We start from the raw sequence: 23,157 nt of genomic DNA, 5'->3' as shown, positions 1-23,157 counted from the left end.
TTGATGCTTAGAATCTCGTTGTCAGTGTCGCGGACAGGGCATTTTCCGTGTACTTCTGGCCGCCCAGCCCGGTGGAACCGCGCACGTGGCGCAATTCCACGATGCCGGTGGTGCGCGTGCTGTAAGTGCGCGACAGGTTGAAGCGCAGGTCGCGATGGGTGCTGCTGCGCGCATCGCTCAACGATTTGACGTTCGAGGCATTGGCCAGCAGGGTCGCCACCGTCTGCGCTCCAGGGCGATAGCTGATGCTGGCCATGCCGCCCACCTGTTCGGTGTTGTCGTTCAGGGTGGACAGCGTGTTGCCCAGCAGGACGCTGTCGACCTGCTGGCTCGACAGCATCTGGCGCTTGGTCTTGAACATGCTGAAGGTGGTGGTGGTGCGCGCCAGCTGCCATGCCACGCCGGCGTTCAGCTGCTTGTTGAGCGAATAGCGGTTGCTCAGGAAGTTGACGCTGGTGGCCAGCGCCGGCGGCAGGCCTGCCGCCTGGATATACGCCTGCACGGCGGCCGCGCGCAGCAGCGCGTCGGGAATCTGGGCGCGGAACAGGTTGTCCAGCATGGCTGCCGTGTCGATCGCCTGCGGCAGCACGAACTGGCTGCGCGTCGAACTGACCGAATCGCTGTAGCCGATATTCCACACGGTGCCGCGGCTGCGGTGCTGCAGCGCCAGGCTGTAGCTGGGTCCGTAGAAGCGGTGGCCGGCCGTCGCCTGCACCGAAGTGCGCGCGGACGGCGTCCACTGCAGCGAGCCGCCATAGGCAGCGCCGGACTGGGCCCCGCCCACGCTGCTGAAATCGTAGCTGTCATAGCCGCCGTACACGCCGAGGTTGAGCTGCGGGGTGGCGGCATAGCGCAAGTTCACATTGGCGGCTTTGGAACTGGTGGTCTGCTGCCGCTCGGCGCCGCCGCCGATGCTGGGCAGCTGCTCGTCGATCACCGAGCGCGACGCCATGGCATCCCACAGGAAGCGGCGGAAGGTCGCGCCGCTGGCCAGCTGGGCGCTGATGGTATTGCCGTCGCTGCGGCGCATGCCGGCGTTGTCGGTGCTGACCGAGTCGTGCGTGTAGCGCAGCTGGCCATTGGCAAAGGCGCCGAAGCGGTGCACCAGGTAAGGGCTGATGCGGTAGGTGCGCACCTCGGTGCGGTTGGTGCGCACGTAGTCGTTGCCGGCTTGCAGCGGGCCGAAGGCCGACGTGGCTTGCTGGTGGATGCCGGCCTGGGCATCGAGGTACAGGAAGTCCTCGACCAGGCGCGACTTGAGCTGGCTGTTCAGGTCCTGGTTGTGGCGCTGGGCGCCGTTGCGGCGCGCACCGGCGTATTCATACAGGCTCAGCGCATAGTCGAGGCTGAAATCGAAGCGCTGCGAGTGGTTCAGCAACTGGAAGCCGGGCGTGAGCTGCAGCACCATGCCGCTGTCGGCGCGGTCATCGGCTTGCAGCCCGACATTATCGGAATACGTGGCGCGCGCGGCAGCGGTGGGCGTGAAATCCCATGCGGCCTGCGCCGGAAACGCTGCGCACAAGCCCGCTGCCAGCGGCAGCAGGGCCAGGCGGCCGCGCTTAGCCATAGTGATAGTCATAGGTTTCGGTACCCGGGAATTCACGCGACTTGTTGTAGATCAGGTTGACGTTGCTCAAGCCCTCGAGCTGGCGCAGCGACTCCTTGACCGCGTGCTGGGTGGTGCGTTCCGACTCCACCACCATCACGATCTGGCCCATGTTCGACGCCAGCACATGTGATTCGGAAGTCAGCAGCAGCGGCGGCGAATCGAAGATCACGATACGGTCCGGGTAGCGGTTCGCGATCTCGTTCACCAGGTTTTTCATCATGTGCGAAGCCAGCAGCTCGGTCGCGCGCGGCGAGCTGGTGCCGGCCGGCAGGATCGACAGGGTGTTGACATTGGTGCGCAGCATGACATCGGCCATGTCGACATTGTCGTCCAGCAGGATATCCATCAGGCCGCGCTGGGCCGGCAGGCCGAGCGTGCGCAGCACCGAAGGACGCGCCACGTCGGCGTCGACCAGCAGCACGGTGTGGTCCAGTTCCATGGCAATGCTCATGGCCAGGTTGATGGCGCAGAAAGTCTTGCCTTCGCCGGGCAGCGAGCTGGTGATCATGATCAGGTTGCCCGGGTTGTCGCCCGGCTTGCGCGCGCCGAAGGCACGCTTGATCAGCGGGCGCTTGATGATGCGGAAGTCTTCCACCAGCGCGGTGCGGCCGCCGGCAGCAGTCACCAGGCCGGATTCGTGCATGCGCATCAGGTCCAGCTCCACAGTATGGGTGGTGCGGCGGCTGGCGTCGCCGTGCGGCTGCAGGGTAGCCAGGGTCGGCATCAGCGGCGCTGCCGCCGGGGCCGGCGCGGCCGGGGCAGCAGCCGGAGCAGCAGCGGCCGGGGCCGCGTGCACTGCTTCAGCTACCGGAGCCGCGGCCGGTGCTGGGGAAACGGTGGTCTCGGCAGCGGCGTCGGCAGGACGCGCTTGCCCGAGGCGATTGGCGGCTTTTTCAATAATGCTCACTTGTGGACTCCCTGGGTGTTGCGCGACTCAAGCGGCGCGCAGCAAGGTAACGGTCATGACACCGCCAAAGGCGGTCAGCAGCGAGGCCACGGCCAGGCCGAAGGCATACAGCCGGCGCCGGCGCGAGGCGCGCTGCTGCTCGGTCCAGTTCATGCCGATGGTGCCGAGGATCGGCACGCCGGTCACTTCGCGCAGGCTGTGCTGGCTGAGGAAGGTAGGACGGACCTGGCTCATCAGGAACGCACCGCCCAGGCCGGCCAGCAGGGCCGCCACGAACACGATCGAGTAGAAGCGCGGGCGGTTGGGGCCGATCGGGGTTTGCGGCACGATCGGCGGGTCGATCACGCGGAAACTCATCATGTCGGTTGCCGAGCTGAGGTCGCCGGACAGCTTGGCCGCTTCGCGGCGCTGCACCAGCTTTTCGTAGTTTTCCTTGTTGATCGAATAGTCGCGGTTGAGCTGGGCCAGCTGCGCTTCGACTTCCGGCGCTGCCGTGCTTTGCGAGCGCATGCGCTCCATGCGCGCGGTATATTCGCCAACGCGCGCCTTGAGTGAGGCCACGCGCGCTTCCTCCACCGACAGCGCCACGTTCATTTGCTGCAGCATCGGGCTGTAGCCCATGCCCGGGTCGCCGCTCTTGGCCGCCTTCTTCGCCTCGTCTTTCTTGCGCTGCTGCAGGTTGGCGATCAGGCGCTTGGCCGAGACGATGTCCGGATGCTCTTCGGTATATTGCATGCGCAGGCTGTCGAGCTGTTTTTCCAGCGTCGAGATGCGGCCGTCGAGTTCAGGGTTGGAAATATTGGTGGCATCGGCGGCCGGCGCCATGTCTTCGCCGGCAATCTGGCGCTTGATGGCATTGCGTGCCTGTTCCGCTTCCAGCAGTTCCAGGCGCGCCTGGTTCAGCTTTTCGGACAGGTCGCCCAGGTTGGTCGAATAGTCGGTGCCCTGGCGCGGCAGCAGGCCCATGTGGCGGATCTTGAATTCCTTCAGCGCGTTTTCGCCGGCTGCCAGGCGCTCCTCGTACATCTTGATCTGGTCGTCGATGAACTGCACGGCCTTTTCCGAATCCTGCTTCTTGCCGCCGAAGGAACCTTCGACGAAGATGGTCAGCAGCGACTGCACCACGTCCTTGCCCAGCTTGGGGTTCTCATTGTTGTACGAGATGGTGTAGATGTCGTCGCGCTCGGTGCCGGTGACCTTGATCGCGGTCATCAGCTCGTCGACCTGGCGCTCGTGCTCCTTGCTGTCCTTGGCCTTGATGTCCAGGTCCACCATGCGCAGCACGCGCTCCACATTGGGCCGGCTGATCAGGGTACGGCGCATGAACATCACCTGCTGCTCCACATTGGGCGTGGTGGTCATGCCCGCCATCAGCGGTTTCAGGATGCTCTGGGTGTCGACGTACACCCTGGCCGACGCCTGGTAGTCGCTCGGCAGGCGGTACACCACCGCCCAGCCGATGACGGCGACCAGCCAGGCAATCGCCACTGCATACCAGCGGTATTTCCCGATTGCCTTAAGAAAGGTCAACAGCAATGCCAAAATCTCTGCCATTTCGATCACTCATCCCTGGTTAGGCAGGCAAACTGTCGCAATGCCCACATCTAATATTGCCTAAATAACATCTAATCTCTATCATACAGCAGAACGCGCTGCCTGTTACTATTAATTTATGCCTGTTGCACCCTGCTGACGAAAAGAATTTAACATTTCCCTACGGCAATTCACCAATTTGGAGGCTGCATGGCCAAGCTGATTTCACTTTTCCTGGCAGCCTGCCTGGGCTGCGCCAGCCCGCTGGCCGGGGCCGCTCCGCTGACGCGCACCATCGCCGCGGTCAAGCCCAGCGTAGTCGGCATCGGCACCTTCAACCGCACGCGCAGCCCTGCCATCGTATTCCATGCCACCGGCTTTGTGGTAGGTGACGGACTGTCGGTCATCACCAACGCCCATGCGGTCACGGCGCTCGATGCGGAAAAACTGGAAACCCTGGGCATTGTCACCGGGAAGGGCGACCAGCTGCAGTTCCGCGAAGCGAGCGTGGTCACTATCGACCGCGCGCACGACCTGGTGCACCTGCGCATGAAAGGCACGCCGCTGCCGGCGCTGACCCTGGGCAGCAGCGACATGCTGGACGAAGGCAGCGACCTGGTGTTTACCGGCTATCCGCTGGGCATCATGCTGGGCCTGAACCCGGTCACCCACCGCGCCCTGCTGGCGGCGCAGACGCCGGCCATCCTGCCGACCCCGACTTCGCGTGGCCTCAATCCGCGCGCCGTGCTGCAGCTGCAGCGTGGCGCCCCGTTCACGATTTACCAGCTCGACGGCACGGCTTACCCCAGCAATAGTGGCAGCCCCGTGTATGATCCCGAAACCGGCACCGTGGTGGCGGTCATCAATATGACCCTGGTCAAGGGCATGAAGGAAAGCGCGATCACCGCCCCCAGCGGCATCAGCTACGCGATCCCGGTGCGCCACGTGCACGAACTGCTGCAACAAGGTGGCGCACAGAAATAGAAGGTAAAATAGCAAGACTCGTGGTATAACAGGCAATGCTAAAAAGCAAACAAGGAGAATAATGTGAATATGCAAACCAAGCTGGCCCGCGTTCTCGCCGCGAGCGCTGTGGTCCTCGGCGCCCTGGGCCTGGGCGGCTGCTCCACGCCCCATGGCGGCGCACCGGCCGACGCCGGCGTCGTGCCGCAAACCGATTACCTGATTGGCCCGGGCGACAACCTGAGCATCATCGTCTGGCGCAATCCGGAAGTGTCGCAAGTGGTGCCGGTGCGCCCTGACGGCAAGATCACCACCCCGCTGGTGGAAGACTTGCCGGCCAGCGGCAAGACCTCGACCGAACTGGCGCGCGACATCGAAAAAGCGCTGGCCAAGTTCATCCAGCAACCGGTGGTCACCGTCATCGTCACCGGCTTCGTCGGCACGTACGGCGAGCAGATCCGCGTGATCGGCCAGGCCGCCAAGCCGCAATCGCTGCCTTACCGCCGCGACATGTCGATCCTGGACGTGATGATTGCCGTCGGCGGGGTCACGGAATTCGCGGCAGGCAACAAGGCCAGCATCATCCGCATGGTCGACGGCAAGCAGCAACAGTTCACCGTGCGCTTGAACGACCTGATCAAGGATGGCGACATTTCCGCCAACGTGCCGATGCGCCCCGGCGATATCCTGGTCATTCCCGAGAGCTTCTTCTGACAGGAAGTAGCAGCTGGATAGTTTCCTTTAGGTGTCGATAATTCTTACAGTTCAAGATATGATTGCCCGCCGGGGGGCATCCGAGCCCCCTTTTCCGTGGCTAAGCACCTGATTTTCCAGCTGTTCCATAGGTGAAACTCGTATCTGGAACGGTACTTGCTTGTTCACTAAGTATCATGGGCGGCTGAGCTGCCCCACATAATTCGCAAGGACGACGACGTGGCCAACGAACAACAGCCAGGCAAGCAACTGAGCGCGAAAGGCGCTGCGCGCCGCCGCTTCACCCGCGCCGGTGCCGCAGCATCCGGCGTTCTGCTGACCCTGCACAGCCAGCCGGGCATGGCGGCGGTCGTGTGCGCCGGGCCATCGGGCTTCCAGTCCGGCCTGGTCAGCGCCCGCCCCAACGACCCCGGCGCCTGCGCCGGCAAGTCGCCAGGCGCGTGGAAAAACACCGACCCGGCACCGGGCGCCAGCAGCAATGGGAATGGCAACGGCGGAGGAAACGGCAACGGCCACGGCAGGAATCCGACGCCATCGCCGCTGCCGGACAAGGTCTGGCCGGCCGGCGCCTTGCCGACCGACCTGTTCCGGACTGTATTCACCTGCAACCTCGAAATGAGCAGCACCTACGGTTCGGACAATAGCACCCTGGACTATATCCTGGGCAACGGCCCCAACTTCGACACCTACAAGCTGGGCGCCCACCTTGTGGCAGCCTACCTGAACGTGCTGGCCGGCCTGTCCGGCTTCCAGACCGTGCCGATGCTGCAAAACATCTGGAACGAGCTGCGCGATACCGGTTATTTCACACCGACTGCCGGCGTGCAATGGGACGCCAAGCAAGTGGTCGACTACCTGGCCGGTACGATGGGTTGATGCCGGTGCAATGGCAACTGGTGCCGGGCCAGTCCCTGCTGCACCGCAGCTGGGACGGCCAGGTGGTGCTCTACAACGAAGTGTCCGGCGCCACCCACCTGCTGGACCAGGCAACCCTCGACTTGCTGCAGGCATTGCGCGACGGCGAACTGGCGCCTGAAGACTGGGCCGACCCGGAACTGCAGCTGGCCCTGGCCGAACTGCGCAAACTCTACCTGGTGGAACCATGCTGAACGTGGCCTCGCTGGCGCCCGCTGACCTGCGGGCGCGCCTGGCCGGCGACGGCTTGCGCCTGCGCACCGGCCGCTTCAGCGTGCGCCTGCAAGCCGACATGCCCAGCGTGGCAGCCGGCATCGGCCATCTGTATGGCGACTACCCGCTGCTGCAGGACAGCGATTTCGCCGACTTCCACCTGCACCTGGTGCGCCCGCGTTCGGCGCGCCGCTGGCTGCGCCCGCAAGTACGGCTGCACTGCGACGGCTACGAAATGTTCCAGCCGATGCCCTTGCAACATGCCTTCCCCATGTTCGAATGGGGCCTGAACTGGTGCGTCTCGAGCCGCGCCCACCGCTACCTGATCGTGCATGCGGCCGTGCTCGAGCGCCAGGGCCGCGCCGTGATCCTGCCGGCGCCGCCCGGCTCGGGCAAGAGCACGCTGACCGCCGCCCTGTGCGGCAGGGGCGGCTGGCGCCTGCTGTCGGACGAACTGACCCTGCTCGATCCCGAGAGCGGCCTGCTGGTGCCCAATCCGCGCCCCATCAGCCTGAAGAATGCTTCGGTCGACATCATCCGCGCCTATGTGCCGGACGCGGTGCTGAGCACACCCGTGCACGACACCACCAAGGGCACCGTGGCCCATATGCGCGCGCCGGGCGATGCCGTGCAGCGGGCCGGCGATTGCGCCCAGCCGGCCTGGATCGTGTTCCCCCATTACAGCGCCGGCGCCGCCACCACGCTGGAACCGCTGGCGCGCGCTGCCACCTTCATGGAACTGGCAGGCAACAGCTTCAACTACAGCGTGCTGGGCGCCGCCGGCTTCGCTGCGCTCGGCCGCCTGATCGAGCAGGCAGCCGGCTTCCGCTTCCGCTATAGTGCGCTGGATGAAGCCCTGGACACCTTTGCCCGCCTCCATGAAAGCTGAGTTGCCGCTCCTGCTGCGCGCCCTGCGCGCGCCGCAGCAGCTGGCCGGCCTGCCGCCGGCCGGCTGGGACCTGCTGCTGCGCCAGGCCGCCAATGCCAACCTCAGCGCCACCCTGCATGACTGGCTGGAGCGGCACGGCGTGCTGGCGCAAGCCTTGCCGCAGGCGCGCGAGCAGCTGGCGTGGGCGGCAGTCATGGCGCGGCGCCACCGCCAGGCCACCTATTGGGAAATCCGCCTGATCGGCAAGGCCCTGGCCGGGCTCGGCGTGCCGCTGCTGCTGCTCAAGGGCGGCGCCTATGCCGCAGCCGGTCTGCCGCCTGCCGCCGGCCGCCTGTTTTCCGACATCGACATCCTGGTGCCGGAAGACAGCCTGCCGCAGGTGGAAGCGGCCTTGATGCGCCACGGCTGGGTCGGCACCCACCATGACAGCTACGACCAGCGCTACTACCGCGAGTGGATGCACGAGCTGCCGCCGATGATGCATGTGCTGCGCCAGACCGCCATCGACGTGCACCACACCATCCTGCCGCGCACGGCCGCCCAGCGCCCAGATGCGCGCCTGCTGCGTGCCGCCGCGCGGCCGCTGGCGGGCGCTGCCGCTCCGCCGGGCTCGGCCATCCTGGCGCCGCTGGACATGGTGCTGCACAGCGCCACCCACCTGTTTGCCGACGGCGAGTTCGACAAGGGCTTGCGCGACCTGTGGGACCTGCACTGCCTGCTCACCCATTTCGGCGCCAATGAGCCCGGCTTCTGGGCAGGGTTGCCGGCGCGCGCGCGCCAGCACCAGCTGCAGCGCTTCATGTTCTACGGCCTGCGCTACAGTGCCGCGCTGCTTGGCACCGAGGTGCCGCCGGCCACCCTGGCCGCCATGGCGCCCGCCGGCCCGCAGCGCGCACTGCTGGCCGTGATGGATGCGCTGTTCATGCGTGCGCTGCTGCCCCACCATCCGAGCTGCCGCGGCGCCGGCGGCGCGGTCGCCGACTTCCTCTTGTATGTGCGCGGCAACTGGCTGCGCATGCCGCCGCTGCGCCTGGCGCGCCACCTGTTCCATAAGGCACTTTTGACGCCCAAAAACTCGCAGGGTGCGGCCGCATAACGGCAGCAACTGCCAGCGCCGTCCCGCTACAATGGCTGGGACATCGCCTTGCACGGAGCCTGCATGCGACTCCCAGCCCTCGTGGCGGCCAGCCTGCTGGCCCACGCTGCCTGCGCGCAGAATGCCGCCACCCTGTACGAACAAGCGCAGCGCCTGGAACACGGCGAGGGCGTGGCGCGCGACCTGCACCAGGCCGCAGCGCTGTACTGCCGCGCCGCCCGGCTTGGCGCCCCCGATTCCCAGTATGCCCTGGGCTGGATGTATGCCAACGGGCGCGGCGTGGCGCACGACGACGGCGCCGCCTGGCGCCTGTTCGGGCTGGCTGCCGAACAGGGCCATGCGGCCAGCGCACGCATGCAGGCCCTGCTGCCGGCGGCGCCGGGGGCCGCGCTGCCGGCCTGCATGGCGCCCGATCCCGCGCTCGAGCTCGACCTTGCCTTGCCGATTCCCGACTATGCGGCGGCGTCGCCGCAACTGCTGGCCCTGGTCGACAGGCTGGCGCCCGAATACGAGATCGAGCCGGCCCTGGCACTGGCCGTCATCGCCGTCGAATCCGGCTTCAACCGCAGCGCCGTTTCACCGCGCGACGCGCGCGGGCTGATGCAACTGATCCCCGCCACCGCTTCGCGCTTTTGCGTGCTCGACGCCTTCAACCCCGAGCAGAACCTGCGCGGCGGCCTGGCCTACCTGCGCTGGCTGCTGGCGCGCTACAGCGGCGACGTCGCGCTGGCCACGGCCGCCTACAATGCCGGCGAGCAGGCGGTCGACCAGTACGGCGGCGTGCCGCCGTACGACGAGACGCGCGCCTATGTGCGGCGGATCGGCCAGCTGTACGGCAAATCCAGCCATCCTTACGCGGCAGCGGCGCCGCAGCGCTGTACACACCAGATAGCAATTCGATCACGCCGATGATATCCTTGCCCGATGGAATGGGACGCGATCATCATCGGCACCGGCATGGGCGGCGCGCCACTTGGCTATGCGCTGGCGAAGGCCGGGCAACGCGTGTTATTCCTTGAAAAAGGCAAGTCCCATCTGCAGCCGGGCGCCCTGACCAACAGCTACGCCGAAACGCATTTCCCCACCCCAGCCGCGCCGGGCCCGCAGCACCGCGCCACCTTGCAGCGCGCCGGCCGCTACAGCGACACCATCCGCAGCAACGCCGGCCCGCGCACCCAGCATTTCGTCCCCTTCATCGGCAGCGGCACCGGCGGCTCCAGCGCGCTGTACGGCATGGTGCTGGAACGCTTCTTCCCCGCCGATTTCGCGCCGCGGGCACAGCACCCGGACGCAGCCGAGGCGGCATTGCCCGAGGCCTGGCCGATCGGCTACGAAGAACTGCTGCCGCATTACGCCGAGGCTGAGCGCCTGTTCCGCGTGCGCGGCACGCCCGACCCGCTGCGCACCGGCGGCAGCGGCGACTGGGCCGCCCACTTCCGGCAACCGCCACCGCTGACGCCGGCTTCCGGCGAGCTGTTCGAGTTCTTCCGCCAGCGCGCGCTGCATCCCTACCGCCTGCCGCTGGCCTGTGAATTCGTCGACGGCTGCGCTGCCTGCCAGGGTTACCTGTGCGACCGCCAGTGCAAGAACGACGCCAGCCGCGTCTGCCTGGAACCGGCCCTGGCGCAGCATGGTGCCACGCTGATGGATGAATGCGAAGTGCTGCAGCTGGAGGCCACGCGCAGCGCCGTCACCGGCGTGGTGTGCCAGCAGCGCGGCCAGCGCCTGACCTTGCGCGGCAAGCAGGTCTTCCTGGCGGCCGGCGCACTGGAGACGCCGCGCCTGCTGTTGCAGTCGAGCTCCCCGCACTGGCCGCAAGGCCTGGCCAACGATTCCGGCCTGGTGGGACGCCACCTGATGCGCCACCATATCGACCTGTACGTGATCAAGCCGCGCACGCCGGCCGGGTTCGACAACCGGCAAAAGGAATTCGGCTTCAACGACTTCTACCAGCGCGGCGGCCAAAAGCTCGGCTCGGTGCAATCGTTCGGCCGCCTGCCGCCGGTGCCGGTGCTGGCGGCGTCGATGGAAGACGACCTGCGGCAAGGCGCCCTGCCCTGGCTGGCGCCCCTGTTCAAGCTGGCGCAACCGGTGATCAAGCCCATCCTCAGGCAATTCGTGCACGAGCGCCTGGTGCTGGCCAGCACGCTGGAAGACTTGCCGTATGCCGACAACCGCGTCACGCCGGCCAGCGGCGATGCGCGCCTGGCGTTCGAATATCGCGTGCGCCCGCATGATGCGGCGCGCATCGAAACGATGCGCCGGCTGATGAAGGATGCGCTCAAGCCCTATGCCTTCGACCTGGTGAAGCAGGCCGACAACAACCAGCGCATCGCCCACGCCTGCGGCACCTGCCGCTTCGGCAGCGACCCGCGCAGCAGCGTCCTCGACGCCAGCAATCGCGCACACGGCCTAACCAACCTGTACGTGGTCGACGGCTCGTTCTTCCCGTCCAGCGGCGGGACCAATCCCAGCCTGACCATTGCCGCCAATGCCCTGCGCGTGGCACGCCAGCTGACAGGAAAAGGAATTTACGATGATCAAGCTTGAAGATTTGCGCGGCCACTGGGCGCTGGTGACAGGCGCCTCGGGCGGCATCGGCGCCGAATTCGCGCGCGAGCTGGCGCGCAACGGCGTCAACGTGGTGCTGGTCGGGCGGCGCGAAGAGCGCTTGCAGGAACTGGCCAGGCGCGCGGTGCAGGAACTGGGCGTAAAGGCTGAAGTGATACGCGTCGACCTCGCCAAGCCAGGCGCAGTGGCCCATGTGAAGGAACGGCTGGATGCGTTCGGCATCCGCATTCGCCTGCTATGCAATATCGCCGGCATCGGACGCTGGAACCGCCTCGAGCATTGGGAACTCGATGATTACCGCGACATGATCGAGGTCAACAACCGCGCCATGGTCGAGATGTGCTACCGCTTCCTGCCCGACCTGGCATCCTACCCGAGCAGCGCTGTGATCAATGTGTCCTCGCAGGCGAGCTACCAGCCGGTGCCCTACATGGCCGTGTATGCCGCCTCGAAAGCCTTCGTGCAAAGCTTCAGCCAGGCCCTGCATGGCGAATGGAAGGAGCGCGGCATCCTCGTGCAAACCCTCGTGCCGGGCCCGACCGACACCGAATTCGACGCCAAGGCCGGCGCCTACGCCAGCGCCCTGGTTGCGCGCGGCAGCACGGCCGAGGTGGTGCAGGCTTCGCTGGCCGGCCTGGCCAAGGGTGACCCGGTGGTGGCCTCGATCAAGGGCACCTACAAGCAACGCTTCTTTGCCGGCCTGTTCCCGCACAGCATGGTGATCCGCGAAGTCGCCAAGATGTTCAAGCCGCCGCAATAAATAAAAAGGGGACGTACCCCTTGAAAGGGTACGTCCCCATTGATTTCCTGCGGCAGCTCAGGCGCGGCGGCGCAGGCGAGCCAGGCCCAGCAGGCCAATGCCCATCAGCAGCATGGTGCCTGGTTCCGGCACGCGGGTGAAGCGGTTCGAGCCGTCCACCTTGAACAGGATGTCGTTGCCGGCCACCAGGTCGGTCGCGAACGGGTCGCCGTTATTGCTCGAGCCATTGCGGTGGAAACCGGTGGTGGTCGAGGTGTCAGCCGGGTAGTTCAGGCTCGACTGGAAATCGATGCCGAACAGCAGGCTGGTGACGCCTTCCAGGTAGTTGGCGTCGATGAAGTCGCCGGGCGACAGCATGCCGGCGTGCAGGCGGGCGGAACCCTGGCCATTGTTAGGCGCCAGCAACTGGAACACGGACGAGTTAGTATCGATGGTCAGCAGGGCGATCATGATGCCGTCGTCGAAGCCCACGCCGGTGGCGGTGTTGGCGTTCTGGTTGGTGTCGAAATAGATCGCGACCTGGTTCTGGCCCGGGGCCAGGTTGAAGTTGGCGGTGGCGGTGCCGCCGGGGCCTGGCACCACGCTCGACACCACCTCGGTCATGCGGGCAGCGATGGTGATCTCGAACAGGCCGTCGGCCGAACCGTTCGCTTCACCGTCCAGCCTGCCGCCCAGGGATGGGCTGCCGGTGCCGCCGGCCTTGCCCACCAGGGTTGCCTGGTACAGGAAGTCGAACTTGGTGCCAACCGCCAGCGGCGCACCGAAGGGGCCGATGCCTTTGGCCAGGCCGCTGCCGGTTTCGGCCCAGTCCAGCGAATTGACATTGGTGGCCAGCACGTTGGTGCCGTCCTTGATGGTGAAGGGGGTGATCACGTCTGCCTGTGCAGCACCGGCAGCGAACAACAGGCCGGCTACAGTAGCGAGCGGGAGCAGTTTGCGGAAAATCTTCATTGATTGACTCCTGAGTTAAAAGGGGCTGTCTGACCTTTTGCTGCTATCTGGCCTTGCAGCGGGCACAAGCTCCTATGAGCAATAGTTGTGCCAACTTCCCGGTTTCCTTAGAAATCAATACCTTGGCTTGTTACCGTTAGTACCACGTTGATACTAACTTATGCCTTTGTAAGGATTTTCGACAGTAACTTGCTAAACGCTTCCGAAGAGCGATAGTTTCTGAATATGTCCATTAGTTGACGCGCCGCAAGGCCAGCCGCCGGCGTGGCCAGCAAGCCTTGCACCGCCTGCTGCAAGGCGGCGCCATCGAAGCGGTCGGCGCGCAGCAAGGCGCCGGCGCCGGCGGCAACGATGCCCTCCATGTTGAGGAACTGGTCGAGGTTGCCGGCGATGCCGACCACGGGCACCCCGGCCGCCAGCGCCTGGTGGCTGGTCGGGCTGCCGCCATTGCAGATCACCAGGGCGGCGCGGCGCGCGGCCTCCTCGCCGGGCAGGAAGTCGGCCACCCGGGCATTGGCCGGCACGGCATCGAGCTTGACCATGCCGACGGTGGCGGCCAGCACCGTCACCGGCAAGCCGGCCAGGGCCTGCAGCACGGCGGGCAGCAAGGCGCCGTGGCCCGAGCTGCCCACGGTCACGTAGACCAGCGGGCGATCGGTGGGCAACTGGTCCCACCAGTCCGGCACCGGCAGCGGCGGCGACCACAGCACGGGGCCGATGAAGGCGTGGCTGGCCGGCAGGTCGTGCGGCGGGAACAGCTGCGGCACGTCGGCATACAGGGTGTGGTCGGCATCGGTGTAGACGCGGTTCAGGTCCCAGCCCAGCGAGGGCAGGCCATGCCGGCGCCGCACCCGGTTGAGGGGAATGGTGTGCAGGGCAAAGGCCAGCGGGCGCGCCAGCTTGAACAGGGCATTGGCCAGCGCGATCGGCAAGAAGCGCGTGAGCGGCAGGCTGGGCACGATGTAGCGCTGGTGCACATACGGGCTCCAGTAGGCATTGATCAGCGAAACGTAGGGCACGCCGGCCAGGCGCGCGCTGACCGACAGCGACAGGCGGAAATCGCCCACCACGATATCGGGCTGGACCTGACGCAGCAGTTGCAGGTCTTCTTCCACGTAGCCGTCCAAGGTGGCGGCATCATAGACCGGCTTGCCGTCCGCCAGGGCTTGCAGGAATTGCTGGTTCGAGATGCTGTGGATAGTCCAGCGCACCAGGTCCGCGCCCTCGAAGCAAAAGGCGTAGCGCTCGGCGCAGGCAAAGTGCACCTCGTACTGCTCGCGGTCGAGGCTGGCGGACAGGGCCAGCGGGCGGCCCACGTGTGCCAGGGTCACCGCTTCGGCCAGGAACAGGATTTTCTTGCGTGTCATCGCGCGATGCCGGCTTACTTCATCAATTCAGCCAGGGGCTTGCGCAGCGAGCGCGCCTTCGGCGCCTTGCCGGCGCCAAGCCGGCCCATGAACACGGCCGTTTCCGGCGCCGCGCCGATCACGCCGGTGAGCTGGCCATACAGCCGGCGCGCCGAGTCCTGCAGCTTGTCCAGGCGCGTGAAGCGCAGGGCGTTGCGCACATAGCGGCCGAAGATCAGCGGCGTCATTTCCGGCTGCATGTGCAGGCCCAGCGCAGCGAGCGTCAGCCAGAAGCGCTGGGTAGCGCGGCCGGCGGCCACGTAGTCGTCGATGCCGGCCGGCGCGGCCTTGGCGCGAATTACGAAGTGGGCGGCGCAGGCGATGCCGGGCAGCAAGTCCATTTGCAGGCGCGGCGCCCAGGTGCCCATCAGGGTATTCATGGTGTTGACCCGTTCCCAGCTCACCATGGCCCATTTCATCAGGGCCAGGGTGCCGTTGTCGACACCGAGGGCCTGGTCCGGCACCTTGTCCGGGCTGTGCGTCTTGCCCCAGTCGATGATGCTGCGGTGCACCTCGTACGCCTCGGGCATGGTCAGGCGCAGCTTGGCGTTGTTGAACATCAGCCGCGCCGCCGCCCAGCGCCCGCCGAAGCCTTCGATCCACTGCACCTGGTGCGCCGGGCCGACCGCCGCTTCCAGCGCCTGCTTTTCCTGCGCCGTCAGCGGCCGCGTGCTGAGCGGGCGGCGCTGCACGCTGCGCGTGGTGATCACCGGCAGCAAGGCACTGGGCGCGATGGCGGGATCGGGCGTGAAGCGCACGTCGAATACGGGATGGGTGTCCGGGCTGCCGGCGCGGCGCACGGCATCGGCGCGCAGGCCGTGGGCGCTGGCGGCAATCGCCATGGTTTCCAGCATGGCGCCGACCGCGACCTGGCTGGGGTGGCCGTCCAGGTCGTACACCACATGGTCGCGCGTGTCGTGGCAATGCACCGCCACATGGTCCGGCGCCACGATTTCGAAGCGCCACACCTGCGTGTTGTCGCCGCTGGGCGCCCAGCGCGCCAGGTCGAGGATCTGTTCGATGGTAGTCATGATTGGGCCATTTTCGCAAAGGCGCGCTTGCCGATCATGATCGCCAGGCGCTGGATCGGATGCTTGTTGCCGCCGGGGCGCCAGGTGCGCACCAGCTTGTTGCGGTAGGCATCGAACTGCATGCCGTGCGGCGCCGCCAGCACGTCGCCGCGCCCGAGCAGGATCTTCAGCGCCTCGGTGGCGGCAATGCCGGCGCACAGCTGGCAGGCCATGATGGTCGAAGGCCCGCGCCGCTCGGCGAAATTGACGGCCGAGGGCACCACCAGGTAGGGCCGGTGCAGGCCGGCCGGCGCCAGCCCGACCACGAAGCGGATCGCCTTGTCGCCTTCCGGCAAGTCGCCCCAGCCGAAATACTCCTCGAACGTCATGCGGCCCGGCAGGAAGTTCAGCAGCGCCGCGCCCATGCCCAGCGGCGCGACCGTGGTGGCGGGGATGCCGCGCCGGGCGCACAGGGCAAAGGTCTGCTGGCGGATGTCGAAGGCGAAGAAGTCGAGGCTGTCGATGTAGATGTCGACGCCCTCGAAGAAGGCGTCCAGGTTGCCGGCATTGATCCCGTCCGGGAACATCCTGATCTCGAGTTCGGGGTTGACGTCGCGTGCCATGCGCGCCATCACCTCGATCTTCGGCAAGCCGCGGGTCGACTGCATGGCGCCGACCTGGCGGTTGAAATTGGGCAGGTCGAACTTGTCGAAGTCGGCAATGTGGAAGGCGCCCACGCCCAGGCGCACCAGGGTCATCAGGTGCACCCCGCCCACCCCGCCGGCGCCAGCAATGGCCACGCGCTTGCCGCGCAGGCAGGCCTGCTCGGCTTCGGTGACCCAGCCGATGTTGCGCGAGAAAGCCTTGCCGTAGATGAAGTCGTCGCTCATCGCGCTTAGCTGCCGTTCAAGCCCTTGAGCAGGGCGATCGCATCGTCGAGGTGGGGGAACGGGGTGCCGGCCGCCACCAGTTTTTCCAGTTCGGCCCTGGCGGCCTTCTTGTCGCCCGACTGGTTGAGCGCGACCGCCAGGTGGTAGCGCAGCATGGCATTGGACGGTTGCAGCGTGCTGGCCCGCTTCAGCAGCGGCAGCGCGCGGCCGGTGTCGCCCTTGCCGACCATCAGCCAGCCGGTAGTGTCGAGCACGGCCGGGCTGTCCGGCGCCGCCTTCAGCGCCTTCTCGGCCGTGGCCAGGGCGCGCGGGTCCTTCAGCTGGCTATAGGCCCAGGCCAGGTTGTTCAGGGCCACCGGGCTGTCCGGCGCGGCCTTGAGCACCAGCTCCAGGTCGGCAGCCGCGGCGGCATACTGCTGGCGCGACAGGGCCAGTTCGGCGGCGTACATGGCGGCCGCCAGGTCGCCCGGCTGCTCCTTGCGATGCTGCGCCAGGCGCGCGTCGGCGTCGCGCGGCAGGCCGGCCGCCAGCAGGGTGCGGTGCAGCGCCAGCATGACACGGCCATCCTTTTCAATCCCATAGGCCTTGTCGTACAGGGCCACGGCTTCCTTGTATTTTTGCTGGCGCGCCAGCAGGTCGCCCTCCAGCACATAGCCGGCCGGCTGCTGCCCTGCCTCCTTCTGCATCTGGCGCGCGATGGCCAGCACTTCGGCCGGGCGGTTCTGCTGCTGCGCGATTTCAGCCAGCGCCAGGCGCGCCGGGCGGTGTTGCGGATCGATGGCCAGCACTTTCTTCAAGTCGCCGCTGGCGGCCGTGGCATTTTTCAGCATCAGGTGGGCGGTGGCCATGCCGAACCAGGCACGCGCCGATTTCGGCTCCAGCTGCACCATCTTGCCGAAGCTTTCCAGGGCGCCGCTGGCGTCCTGGTTGGCCAGTTGCACCTGGCCCAGCAATTCGGCCAGGTAGGCGCTGGCCGGATCTTCCACCTGCAGCTTGCGCGCCAGCGTGGTGGCCTTGGCGTTCTGGCCGGCCTGCAGGTAGGCGTGGGCCAAGCGGGTCCCCAGCTCGGTGGCCTTGGGCTTTTCCGCCACCGCTTTTTCCAGCCAGGCGAGCGCTTCTTCCTGCTTGCCCTGCTGGGTGGAAATGTCGGCCAGCGCCGTCATGGCGCCGACATTGTGCGGGTCGTGCTGCAGCACGGTCTGGAAACGCTGGCGGGCGGCTTCGGGCCGCTTGTCCTGCAAGTCGAGCTGGGCCAGGTTCATGTTGGCGGCCAGGTGCTTGGGCTGCAGCGCCACCGCTTGTTCAAAGGCGGCGCGCGCGGCCGGCGCATTCTTTTGCGCCAGGTAAATGCCGCCTTCCAGGTTGCGCACGATGGCGCTGTCCTTCTGGCTGGCCTGGTAAGCCTTGATCGCCGCCAGCGCCTTGTCGTAGCGGCGCAGGCTGATTTCAGTGTGGATCAGGTAGAGCGCGGCCTGCTCCGATTTGGGGTCGAGCTCGGTGGCCCGCTCGAGCTGCTCGACGGCCTTGGCATATTGCTGCTGGCCGAGCTGGGCCAGGCCGATCGACAGGTGCAGCGTGGCTTCGTTGGGCAATGCCTGCGCCGCCTGTTCGAAATACTGCTGGGCCGCGGCATAGTCCTTGTTGCGCAAGTGCGATTCGCCGGCCAGCACCAGCAACTGCGGGTCCCTGGCGCCGCTGCGCAACAGCGGCGCCAGCGCTGCGGCCGCCTCGGCCGGCTGGTGGGTGCCGAGCAGGGACTGGGCTAGCAGCTTGCGGGCGAACAGGTCTTCCGGGTACTTTTCCAGGTAGGCGTTCAGGTAGCCCTGGGCCGCGGTGGCATTGCCCAGCTTGAGTTCATTGGCGCCGGCCAGCAGCATGGTGCGCAGGTGGCCGGGCGCCGCTTTCAGCAGCTTGAGCAGATTGCCCTGCGCTTCCGTATACCTGCCCTGGTTATGGTCGAGCAAAGCCTGCAGGTACAGCGCATGCAGGGTATCGGGCCGCAGCTTGTTCAGTTCGGCGATATCGGCCTTGGCCGCGTCGAACTGCTTGAGGGCGATTTCGAGGTCGGTGCGCTCGACGCGGGCATTCAGATGGTCGGGCTGCACGCTGAGCGCCTGGCCCAGCGCCGCCAGCGCCGCGTCGTTCCTGCCCAGCTGGCGCAGCAGTGCCGCCTGGTAGCGCAGCACCGACAAGTCTTTCGGGTGGGCGCGCAGCGCCTGTTCGGCCAGCGCCAGGGCGGCGGCGCGATCGCCGGCCTGTTGCGCCAGGCGCGCCTGGCCCAGCAGGGCATCGGCCTGGCCGGGTTCGCCAGCCAGGGCTTGCGCATAGGCTTCGCGCGCCTTGGCGCCGTCGCCCAGGGCCAGCCAGGCATCGCCGCGCACGGCCAGCAGGGCCGGGCCGGCGCTGGCGGCATCGGCCTCGCTTTCGGCCAGCGCTTCCTTGGCCTTGTCCTGCGCCAGCAGGGCACGCAGCAGTTGCGGCAAGGCCCGGGCCCGCTCGACCTTGAGGCTGAGCGCCTTGCGCACTTCCTTTTCGGCCAGGGCCGCTTCGCTGTTGTCGTTGTAGACGCGCGCCAGCAGGAGCCGGATTTCGCCATCTTGCGGGCTCTTGTCGGCGGCGTTCTTGAGCTGGATCAGCGCTGCCCTGCTGTCGCCCTTTTGCAAGAACTGCTGGGCTTGCGCCACCAGGGTGGCGCTGGTTTCGGACTTGAGGCAGCCGGACAGGCCGGCAGCCAGCATCAGGCTGCCGAAGATGGCGAGGGCGCGCTGCGCCCCCCGGTTCTCGCGACGTGGCATGGAAACCCCTGCAGGTGATCAGGATATTGACAATACCACAATAATTGTCAATCGACTATCAAATCTCAATAGACTATTGGATGTTCTTCAGGCGCTGGATAATGCCGCGTTCTTCGCGCGGCGAATAGAACAGCGGGTAGAACGAGCGCGCCGACATGGCCATGTCGGCGCCCTGGCCGCCGTATTTCTCGATCTGCTGGCTGACGTAGTCCAGTTCCACCACCAGCAGGTAGGCCGGGGCGTCGACCCGCGGGTTGGTCTTCAGTTCCCCCAGGCGCTTGAAGCCGAGCATGGCTTCGTAGAAGCGGCGGTGGCGCGGGTTGATTTCAATGAAGATGTGGGTGCAGTGGTGCAGGTCGCGCGCATAAATCACCGACAGATGGAACAGCGAAGCCATCTGCGATTTGCTGCCGCCATTGTCGAACGCCAGCTTGGTGATTTCACAGACACGGGCACCCGGAATCATGCGCACCGAATCGACCTCTTCCTTGAAAATTTCATCGGCCATGATGCCGATTGGCGAGTCCAGCCCCAAGGTCAGGGTGCCCACCACTTCGCCCTTGTTGCTGGCGGTGAGCGTGATCCGGTTCGGATCGTCAGTCAGCTTGTGGGTCCCGGCATAGCCCCGCCAGGAGTACATTTTATTGATTAGCAGGCTGGCCTTGCTGCGGCCTTCAACCGTATCGATCATGCGAATACCAAATGATTTTTCGTCGGTGACCAGGTCTTCCATATTTTCCGGAAGCAAGTCCTCGAGCGTGGCGCGCGCATGGGAATCGGCTGGAGTCTTGCGGACAGGCTCGGCTTCCAGCACTGGGACAGCAGTTCCATTCATGGCTGTATCCTCCTTTGGCACTCGCAAGCCTTACGGCTGGCCACGGCCAATGAGCACGGCGAGCGGCGCGGACGCCGTGCTCAACGGCAAAATATAGTTGATTACACTTGCGGAGGCGCGCACGATTGATGCCGGGACGAAAATGTAGCGGATTGCAAGCGAGTTATGTAAAAATTACCAACTCCACACATGGTGGCATGCTAGCGCCCGCCACACAATACCCATGAAGTAAATGTTGTGAAAAAGACTCTATTGTTTTCAACTGCACAATAGACTGAGAGGAAGAGTGCCCGCATGCGGCCAAGCGCATGCGGGTTGCAGGGTGCAGAAGTTGTTACTTATTCAAATTGCTTTTGCAAGTCACGTGCTTCGTCGGTCTGGGCGAAGCGGGCGTCGGCCATGGCGGCCTGCAATTCCTTGCGCGCGCCAGCCTTGTCGCCCTTTTTCCACAGCGTGGCCGCATAGTGGCCGCGGATATCGGCAGCTTTCGGCGCCAGCTCACTGGCCTTCTTCAGGATCGCCAGGGCGCGGTCGAGCTGGTTCTGCTCGGCCAGGATCCAGCCCAGGGTATCCATGATGGTCGGGTTGTCGCCGGCCAGCTGCTGCGCCTTCTCGGCCGTGGCCAGGGCGCGCTTGTCCTTGTCCTGCTGGTAGGACCAGGCCAGGTTGTTCAGCGCCAGCACGTTCTCGGGCTGCTTGGCCAGCACGGTTTCCAGTTGGCCGATGGCAGCCTTGTATTGCTTGGCCGCGATGTTTTGCTCGGCTGCATACATGAGGCCGAACGGTTCGTCCGGATGCGTCTTGCGCCAGGCGGCCACCTGGGCATCGGCGTCGGCGGCGCGGTTGGCGGCGCGCAGGGCCGAGGTGAGCTTGAGCAGCAATTCCGGCCGCGCCGCCAAGGCGTACGCTTGCTGGTAAGGCGCCACGGCAAGCGCCGGCTTGCCGGCCCTCAGCTGCAGGTCGCCCTCCAGCAGGAAGCCGCTGGGCAGCTTGGGCTGGGATTTTTGCAGCTTGCGCGCGATGGCCAGGGCCTCGTCCGGCTTGCCCTGCAGCACGGCCAGGTCGGCCTGCATCATATGGCCCGGCACCGAATCCGGGTCCAGCCCGAGCGCCTTCTTCACGCTGGCCTGGGCGCCCGGCAAATCCTTTTTCTGCACCTGGACGCTGGCCAGGTACAGCTGGGCCTGCGCCGCCCTGGGCGCTGCGCCAGCCAGCTTGCTATAGGTTTCATAGGCGCCGTCCAGGTCGCCGGACATCTGCTGGGCACGGCCCATGACTTCCAGCGCCAGCGGCGCGGCCGGGTGCACCAGCAGCACCTTGCGCATATGCTCGGCGGCCTTGGCCCCCTGGCTGTTCAGCAGATAATGGGCGCCCAGGCGCACGGCCGGCACCAGCGCATCGGGATCGACCGTGGCGGCTTTTTCCAGCCACTGCGCCGCTTCGTCGCGCTTCCTGGCGCGCTCGGCCATCTGGGCCAGGGCGGTCATGGCAGCGACATTGTCCTTATCCTTGTCCAGCAGCTTCAGCATGTGCTGGCGCGCCGCCTCCGGCTTTTGCTCCATGAGCTCGAGCTGGGCCAGGGTGACCACCGCGGCATAGCTGGCCGGCGCCAGTTCCACCGCCTTGCTGAAGGCAGCGCGGGCGCCTGCCTTGTCCTGCTTGGCCAGCAGCACGTGGCCGCGCAGCACGTACAACTCCGGCTCCTTGCCGTGCGCGGCTTCCTGCTTGGCCAGCACGGCCAGGGCCTGGTCGTAGTTGCCCATGGCAAGCTGGGTGCGCGCCAGCGCCGTGGCGGCCGGCAGGGAGCCGGGCTCCAGCTCGAGCGCCTTGTTCAGCATGGCGATGCCCTTGTCGCGCTCGCCCAGCGCCACGCGGGCGCCGCCCAGCGCGATGTAGCTGGCGGCGCGTTTCGGGTTCAGCTCGACGGCCTGTTCCAGCAGGGAGACCGCCTTGGCCGGTTCGCGCTGCAGCAGGTGGGCCTGGGCCGCCAGTTCCAGCAGGCTGACATCGCTGACCGGGCCCTTCAGGGCCGGCTCCAGCACTTTCTGGGCTTCGGCCGGGTTGCTGCCGCGCAGCAGGGTCGCCGCCAGCAGCTTGCGGGCGAAGGCATTGCCCGGGTCCATTTCCGTATAGGTGCGCAGCTTGGCTTCGCCCTGCTTCAGGTTGCCCAGCTGGAAATCCACCGCGCCCGAGAGCAGCAGGCTGGGCGGATGGTTCGGCGCGCTCTTGGCCAGCGCCTGCAGGTTGTCGCGCGCCGCCTTGTAATTGCCGCGCGAATAGTCGAGCAGGGCCTGGGTGTACAAGGTGCTCAGGCTGCGCGGCGCCGTCTTCTTGGCCGCGTTGATGGCAGCCTGGGCGGAATCGAACTTGCCGGCCACGATGTCGAGATAAGCCTGTTCCAGGTTGGCGCCGCTATTGGTCGGGTCCAGCTTGATCACTTCGGCAAACGCGGCGCGCGCTTCTTCCGGCTTGGACTGGGCCCGCAGCAACTCGCCCTTGAAGGTCAGCGCATTGATGTTGGCGCCATCCTTGGCAATGGCCTGCTCGGTCAGCGCACGCGCGCCCTCCAGGTCGTTGCCGATGGCCGCCAGGCGCGCCATGCCGGTCAGCGCGTCGGCACTATTGGGCTCGGCTTCCAGGGCCGACTGGAATTGCTTTTTCGCCTCGTCGAGCTTGCGCAGGCCGATCAGGGCTTCGCCGCGCAAGGCCAGCAGGGCCGGGCTTTGCTGGAACTTTTCCGTTTCATCGAGCATCTTCTGCAAGTCGCCCAGGCGCAGCAGCGCCTCGGCCAGCAGCAGTTCGCTCTCGGCCGGCTGGTATTTCAGTTCGAGGGCGCGGCGCGCTTCCTTTTCCGCCGAGGCCGGGTCGCCCATCTGCAGCGACAGCTTGCCGAGCTGGTAGCGCGCCTCGCCGTTATTGGGGTCCTTGGCCAGCGCATTCTTGAGCTGGATCTGGGCGCCCTTGCGGTCGCCTTTCTGCTGCAGCTGCCTGGCGTCGGCCAGCAGACTTTCCGGGGTGTCCGATTTGCAGCCGGCCAGCAATGCGCTGGCGGCCAGGGTGGCGGCGACGGCCAGCCGGGTTACGCGATGTGCCATGTTCT

General features: G+C 66.3%; 19 protein-coding genes. 9 read left to right on the top strand and 10 right to left on the bottom strand.

Annotation, left to right across the window (positions count from 1 at the left end; all coding sequences use genetic code 11):
* Nucleotides 1-7 precede the first annotated feature (7 nt).
* The 3 genes from ACN9MW_RS02675 to ACN9MW_RS02665 are packed head-to-tail and all read right to left on the bottom strand — an operon-like array spanning nt 8 to nt 4,070.
* Nucleotides 8-1,579 (bottom strand): TIGR03016 family PEP-CTERM system-associated outer membrane protein, encoded by a 1,572-nt coding sequence (locus ACN9MW_RS02675; RefSeq protein ID WP_426167317.1) that lies wholly within the window; start codon nt 1,577-1,579, stop codon nt 8-10.
* Nucleotides 1,560-2,516 (bottom strand): XrtA-associated tyrosine autokinase, encoded by a 957-nt coding sequence (locus ACN9MW_RS02670; protein WP_426167315.1) that lies wholly within the window; start codon nt 2,514-2,516, stop codon nt 1,560-1,562. The genes ACN9MW_RS02675 and ACN9MW_RS02670 overlap by 20 nt, the downstream gene beginning before the upstream one ends.
* A 27-nt stretch (nt 2,517-2,543) precedes the next feature.
* Nucleotides 2,544-4,070, bottom strand: coding sequence for an XrtA system polysaccharide chain length determinant (locus ACN9MW_RS02665; protein WP_426167313.1), 1,527 nt, complete (start codon nt 4,068-4,070; stop codon nt 2,544-2,546).
* A gap of 189 nt (nt 4,071-4,259) precedes the next feature.
* Here ACN9MW_RS02665 and ACN9MW_RS02660 point away from each other — a divergent pair, with 189 nt between their 5' ends.
* The 9 genes from ACN9MW_RS02660 to ACN9MW_RS02620 all read left to right on the top strand — a co-directional run bounded on the left by ACN9MW_RS02660 (nt 4,260) and on the right by ACN9MW_RS02620 (nt 12,170).
* The gene (locus tag ACN9MW_RS02660; RefSeq protein ID WP_426167311.1) at nt 4,260-5,033 is read left to right on the top strand and encodes a S1 family peptidase; all 774 of its coding nucleotides are present in this window, start codon (nt 4,260-4,262) and stop codon (nt 5,031-5,033) included.
* Nucleotides 5,034-5,102: 69 nt separating this feature from the next.
* The gene (locus ACN9MW_RS02655; protein WP_426172102.1) at nt 5,103-5,726 is read left to right on the top strand and encodes an XrtA/PEP-CTERM system exopolysaccharide export protein; all 624 of its coding nucleotides are present in this window, start codon (nt 5,103-5,105) and stop codon (nt 5,724-5,726) included.
* A 219-nt stretch (nt 5,727-5,945) separates the two neighbouring features.
* Nucleotides 5,946-6,602 carry a hypothetical protein gene (locus ACN9MW_RS02650; RefSeq protein WP_426167309.1) on the top strand — a complete coding sequence of 219 codons (657 nt, stop codon included), beginning with the start codon at nt 5,946-5,948 and terminating at the stop codon, nt 6,600-6,602.
* Nucleotides 6,602-6,835 (top strand): HPr-rel-A system PqqD family peptide chaperone, encoded by a 234-nt coding sequence (locus ACN9MW_RS02645; protein WP_426167307.1) that lies wholly within the window; start codon nt 6,602-6,604, stop codon nt 6,833-6,835. The genes ACN9MW_RS02650 and ACN9MW_RS02645 overlap by 1 nt, the downstream gene beginning before the upstream one ends.
* Nucleotides 6,829-7,743 (top strand): HprK-related kinase A, encoded by a 915-nt coding sequence (locus ACN9MW_RS02640; protein ID WP_426167305.1) that lies wholly within the window; start codon nt 6,829-6,831, stop codon nt 7,741-7,743. The genes ACN9MW_RS02645 and ACN9MW_RS02640 overlap by 7 nt, the downstream gene beginning before the upstream one ends.
* Nucleotides 7,733-8,839, top strand: coding sequence for a nucleotidyltransferase domain-containing protein (locus tag ACN9MW_RS02635; RefSeq protein WP_426167303.1), 1,107 nt, complete (start codon nt 7,733-7,735; stop codon nt 8,837-8,839). The genes ACN9MW_RS02640 and ACN9MW_RS02635 overlap by 11 nt, the downstream gene beginning before the upstream one ends.
* A gap of 63 nt (nt 8,840-8,902) precedes the next feature.
* Complete coding sequence (locus tag ACN9MW_RS02630; RefSeq protein ID WP_426167301.1) at nt 8,903-9,751, top strand: lytic transglycosylase domain-containing protein; 849 nt, start codon at nt 8,903-8,905, stop codon at nt 9,749-9,751.
* Nucleotides 9,752-9,763: 12 nt separating this feature from the next.
* Nucleotides 9,764-11,389: a GMC oxidoreductase gene (locus ACN9MW_RS02625; RefSeq protein ID WP_426167299.1), complete on the top strand. Its 1,626-nt coding sequence runs from the start codon at nt 9,764-9,766 to the stop codon at nt 11,387-11,389.
* Nucleotides 11,376-12,170: an SDR family NAD(P)-dependent oxidoreductase gene (locus tag ACN9MW_RS02620; protein ID WP_426167297.1), complete on the top strand. Its 795-nt coding sequence runs from the start codon at nt 11,376-11,378 to the stop codon at nt 12,168-12,170. Before ACN9MW_RS02625 ends, ACN9MW_RS02620 begins: the two co-directional genes overlap by 14 nt.
* Nucleotides 12,171-12,227: 57 nt before the next feature.
* Here the strand turns inward: ACN9MW_RS02620 and pepA are convergent, their stop codons facing one another.
* From pepA to prsT (ACN9MW_RS02585), 7 genes are all read right to left on the bottom strand, one after another.
* Nucleotides 12,228-13,121: a flocculation-associated PEP-CTERM protein PepA gene (gene pepA / locus ACN9MW_RS02615; RefSeq protein ID WP_426167295.1), complete on the bottom strand. Its 894-nt coding sequence runs from the start codon at nt 13,119-13,121 to the stop codon at nt 12,228-12,230.
* Between the two features lie 158 nt (nt 13,122-13,279).
* Nucleotides 13,280-14,488, bottom strand: a complete 1,209-nt coding sequence (locus tag ACN9MW_RS02610; protein ID WP_426167293.1) for a glycosyltransferase — start codon at nt 14,486-14,488, stop codon at nt 13,280-13,282.
* A 14-nt stretch (nt 14,489-14,502) separates the two neighbouring features.
* Nucleotides 14,503-15,558 carry a molybdopterin biosynthesis protein MoeY gene (locus ACN9MW_RS02605; protein ID WP_426167291.1) on the bottom strand — a complete coding sequence of 352 codons (1,056 nt, stop codon included), beginning with the start codon at nt 15,556-15,558 and terminating at the stop codon, nt 14,503-14,505.
* Nucleotides 15,555-16,427: a ThiF family adenylyltransferase gene (locus ACN9MW_RS02600; RefSeq protein WP_426167289.1), complete on the bottom strand. Its 873-nt coding sequence runs from the start codon at nt 16,425-16,427 to the stop codon at nt 15,555-15,557. Before ACN9MW_RS02600 ends, ACN9MW_RS02605 begins: the two co-directional genes overlap by 4 nt.
* A gap of 5 nt (nt 16,428-16,432) precedes the next feature.
* A complete protein-coding gene (gene prsT, locus ACN9MW_RS02595; RefSeq protein WP_426167287.1) occupies nt 16,433-19,222 on the bottom strand; it encodes an XrtA/PEP-CTERM system TPR-repeat protein PrsT in 2,790 nt (929 codons plus the stop codon).
* A 73-nt stretch (nt 19,223-19,295) separates the two neighbouring features.
* Complete coding sequence (locus ACN9MW_RS02590) at nt 19,296-20,057, bottom strand: N-acyl amino acid synthase FeeM domain-containing protein (protein ID WP_426167285.1); 762 nt, start codon at nt 20,055-20,057, stop codon at nt 19,296-19,298.
* Nucleotides 20,058-20,395: 338 nt separating this feature from the next.
* On the bottom strand, nt 20,396-23,152 hold the full coding sequence (gene prsT, locus ACN9MW_RS02585; protein ID WP_426167283.1) for an XrtA/PEP-CTERM system TPR-repeat protein PrsT: 2,757 nt from the start codon (nt 23,150-23,152) through the stop codon (nt 20,396-20,398).
* Between the last annotated feature and the right edge of the window lie 5 nt (nt 23,153-23,157).

Source organism: Pseudoduganella sp. R-34 (assembly GCF_049904655.1).
GTDB lineage: Bacteria > Pseudomonadota > Gammaproteobacteria > Burkholderiales > Burkholderiaceae_D > Rugamonas.
This window is presented reverse-complemented; position numbering and strand designations above follow the sequence as displayed.

What these genes read in the sequence shown, in the direction of transcription:
- ACN9MW_RS02600 (WP_426167289.1), bottom strand. Translation starts at nt 16,427, where the DNA reads ATGAGCGACGACTTCATCTACGGCAAGGCTTTCTCGCGCAACATCGGC.
- ACN9MW_RS02645 (WP_426167307.1), top strand. Translation starts at nt 6,602, where the DNA reads ATGCCGGTGCAATGGCAACTGGTGCCGGGCCAGTCCCTGCTGCACCGC.
- pepA (WP_426167295.1), bottom strand. Translation starts at nt 13,121, where the DNA reads ATGAAGATTTTCCGCAAACTGCTCCCGCTCGCTACTGTAGCCGGCCTG.
- ACN9MW_RS02665 (WP_426167313.1), bottom strand. Translation starts at nt 4,070, where the DNA reads ATGGCAGAGATTTTGGCATTGCTGTTGACCTTTCTTAAGGCAATCGGG.
- prsT (WP_426167287.1), bottom strand. Translation starts at nt 19,222, where the DNA reads ATGCCACGTCGCGAGAACCGGGGGGCGCAGCGCGCCCTCGCCATCTTC.
- ACN9MW_RS02620 (WP_426167297.1), top strand. Translation starts at nt 11,376, where the DNA reads ATGATCAAGCTTGAAGATTTGCGCGGCCACTGGGCGCTGGTGACAGGC.
- ACN9MW_RS02590 (WP_426167285.1), bottom strand. Translation starts at nt 20,057, where the DNA reads ATGAATGGAACTGCTGTCCCAGTGCTGGAAGCCGAGCCTGTCCGCAAG.
- ACN9MW_RS02660 (WP_426167311.1), top strand. Translation starts at nt 4,260, where the DNA reads ATGGCCAAGCTGATTTCACTTTTCCTGGCAGCCTGCCTGGGCTGCGCC.
- ACN9MW_RS02630 (WP_426167301.1), top strand. Translation starts at nt 8,903, where the DNA reads ATGCGACTCCCAGCCCTCGTGGCGGCCAGCCTGCTGGCCCACGCTGCC.
- ACN9MW_RS02675 (WP_426167317.1), bottom strand. Translation starts at nt 1,579, where the DNA reads ATGACTATCACTATGGCTAAGCGCGGCCGCCTGGCCCTGCTGCCGCTG.
- ACN9MW_RS02635 (WP_426167303.1), top strand. Translation starts at nt 7,733, where the DNA reads ATGAAAGCTGAGTTGCCGCTCCTGCTGCGCGCCCTGCGCGCGCCGCAG.
- ACN9MW_RS02625 (WP_426167299.1), top strand. Translation starts at nt 9,764, where the DNA reads ATGGAATGGGACGCGATCATCATCGGCACCGGCATGGGCGGCGCGCCA.
- ACN9MW_RS02640 (WP_426167305.1), top strand. Translation starts at nt 6,829, where the DNA reads ATGCTGAACGTGGCCTCGCTGGCGCCCGCTGACCTGCGGGCGCGCCTG.
- prsT (WP_426167283.1), bottom strand. Translation starts at nt 23,152, where the DNA reads ATGGCACATCGCGTAACCCGGCTGGCCGTCGCCGCCACCCTGGCCGCC.
- ACN9MW_RS02655 (WP_426172102.1), top strand. Translation starts at nt 5,103, where the DNA reads ATGCAAACCAAGCTGGCCCGCGTTCTCGCCGCGAGCGCTGTGGTCCTC.
- ACN9MW_RS02610 (WP_426167293.1), bottom strand. Translation starts at nt 14,488, where the DNA reads ATGACACGCAAGAAAATCCTGTTCCTGGCCGAAGCGGTGACCCTGGCA.
- ACN9MW_RS02605 (WP_426167291.1), bottom strand. Translation starts at nt 15,558, where the DNA reads ATGACTACCATCGAACAGATCCTCGACCTGGCGCGCTGGGCGCCCAGC.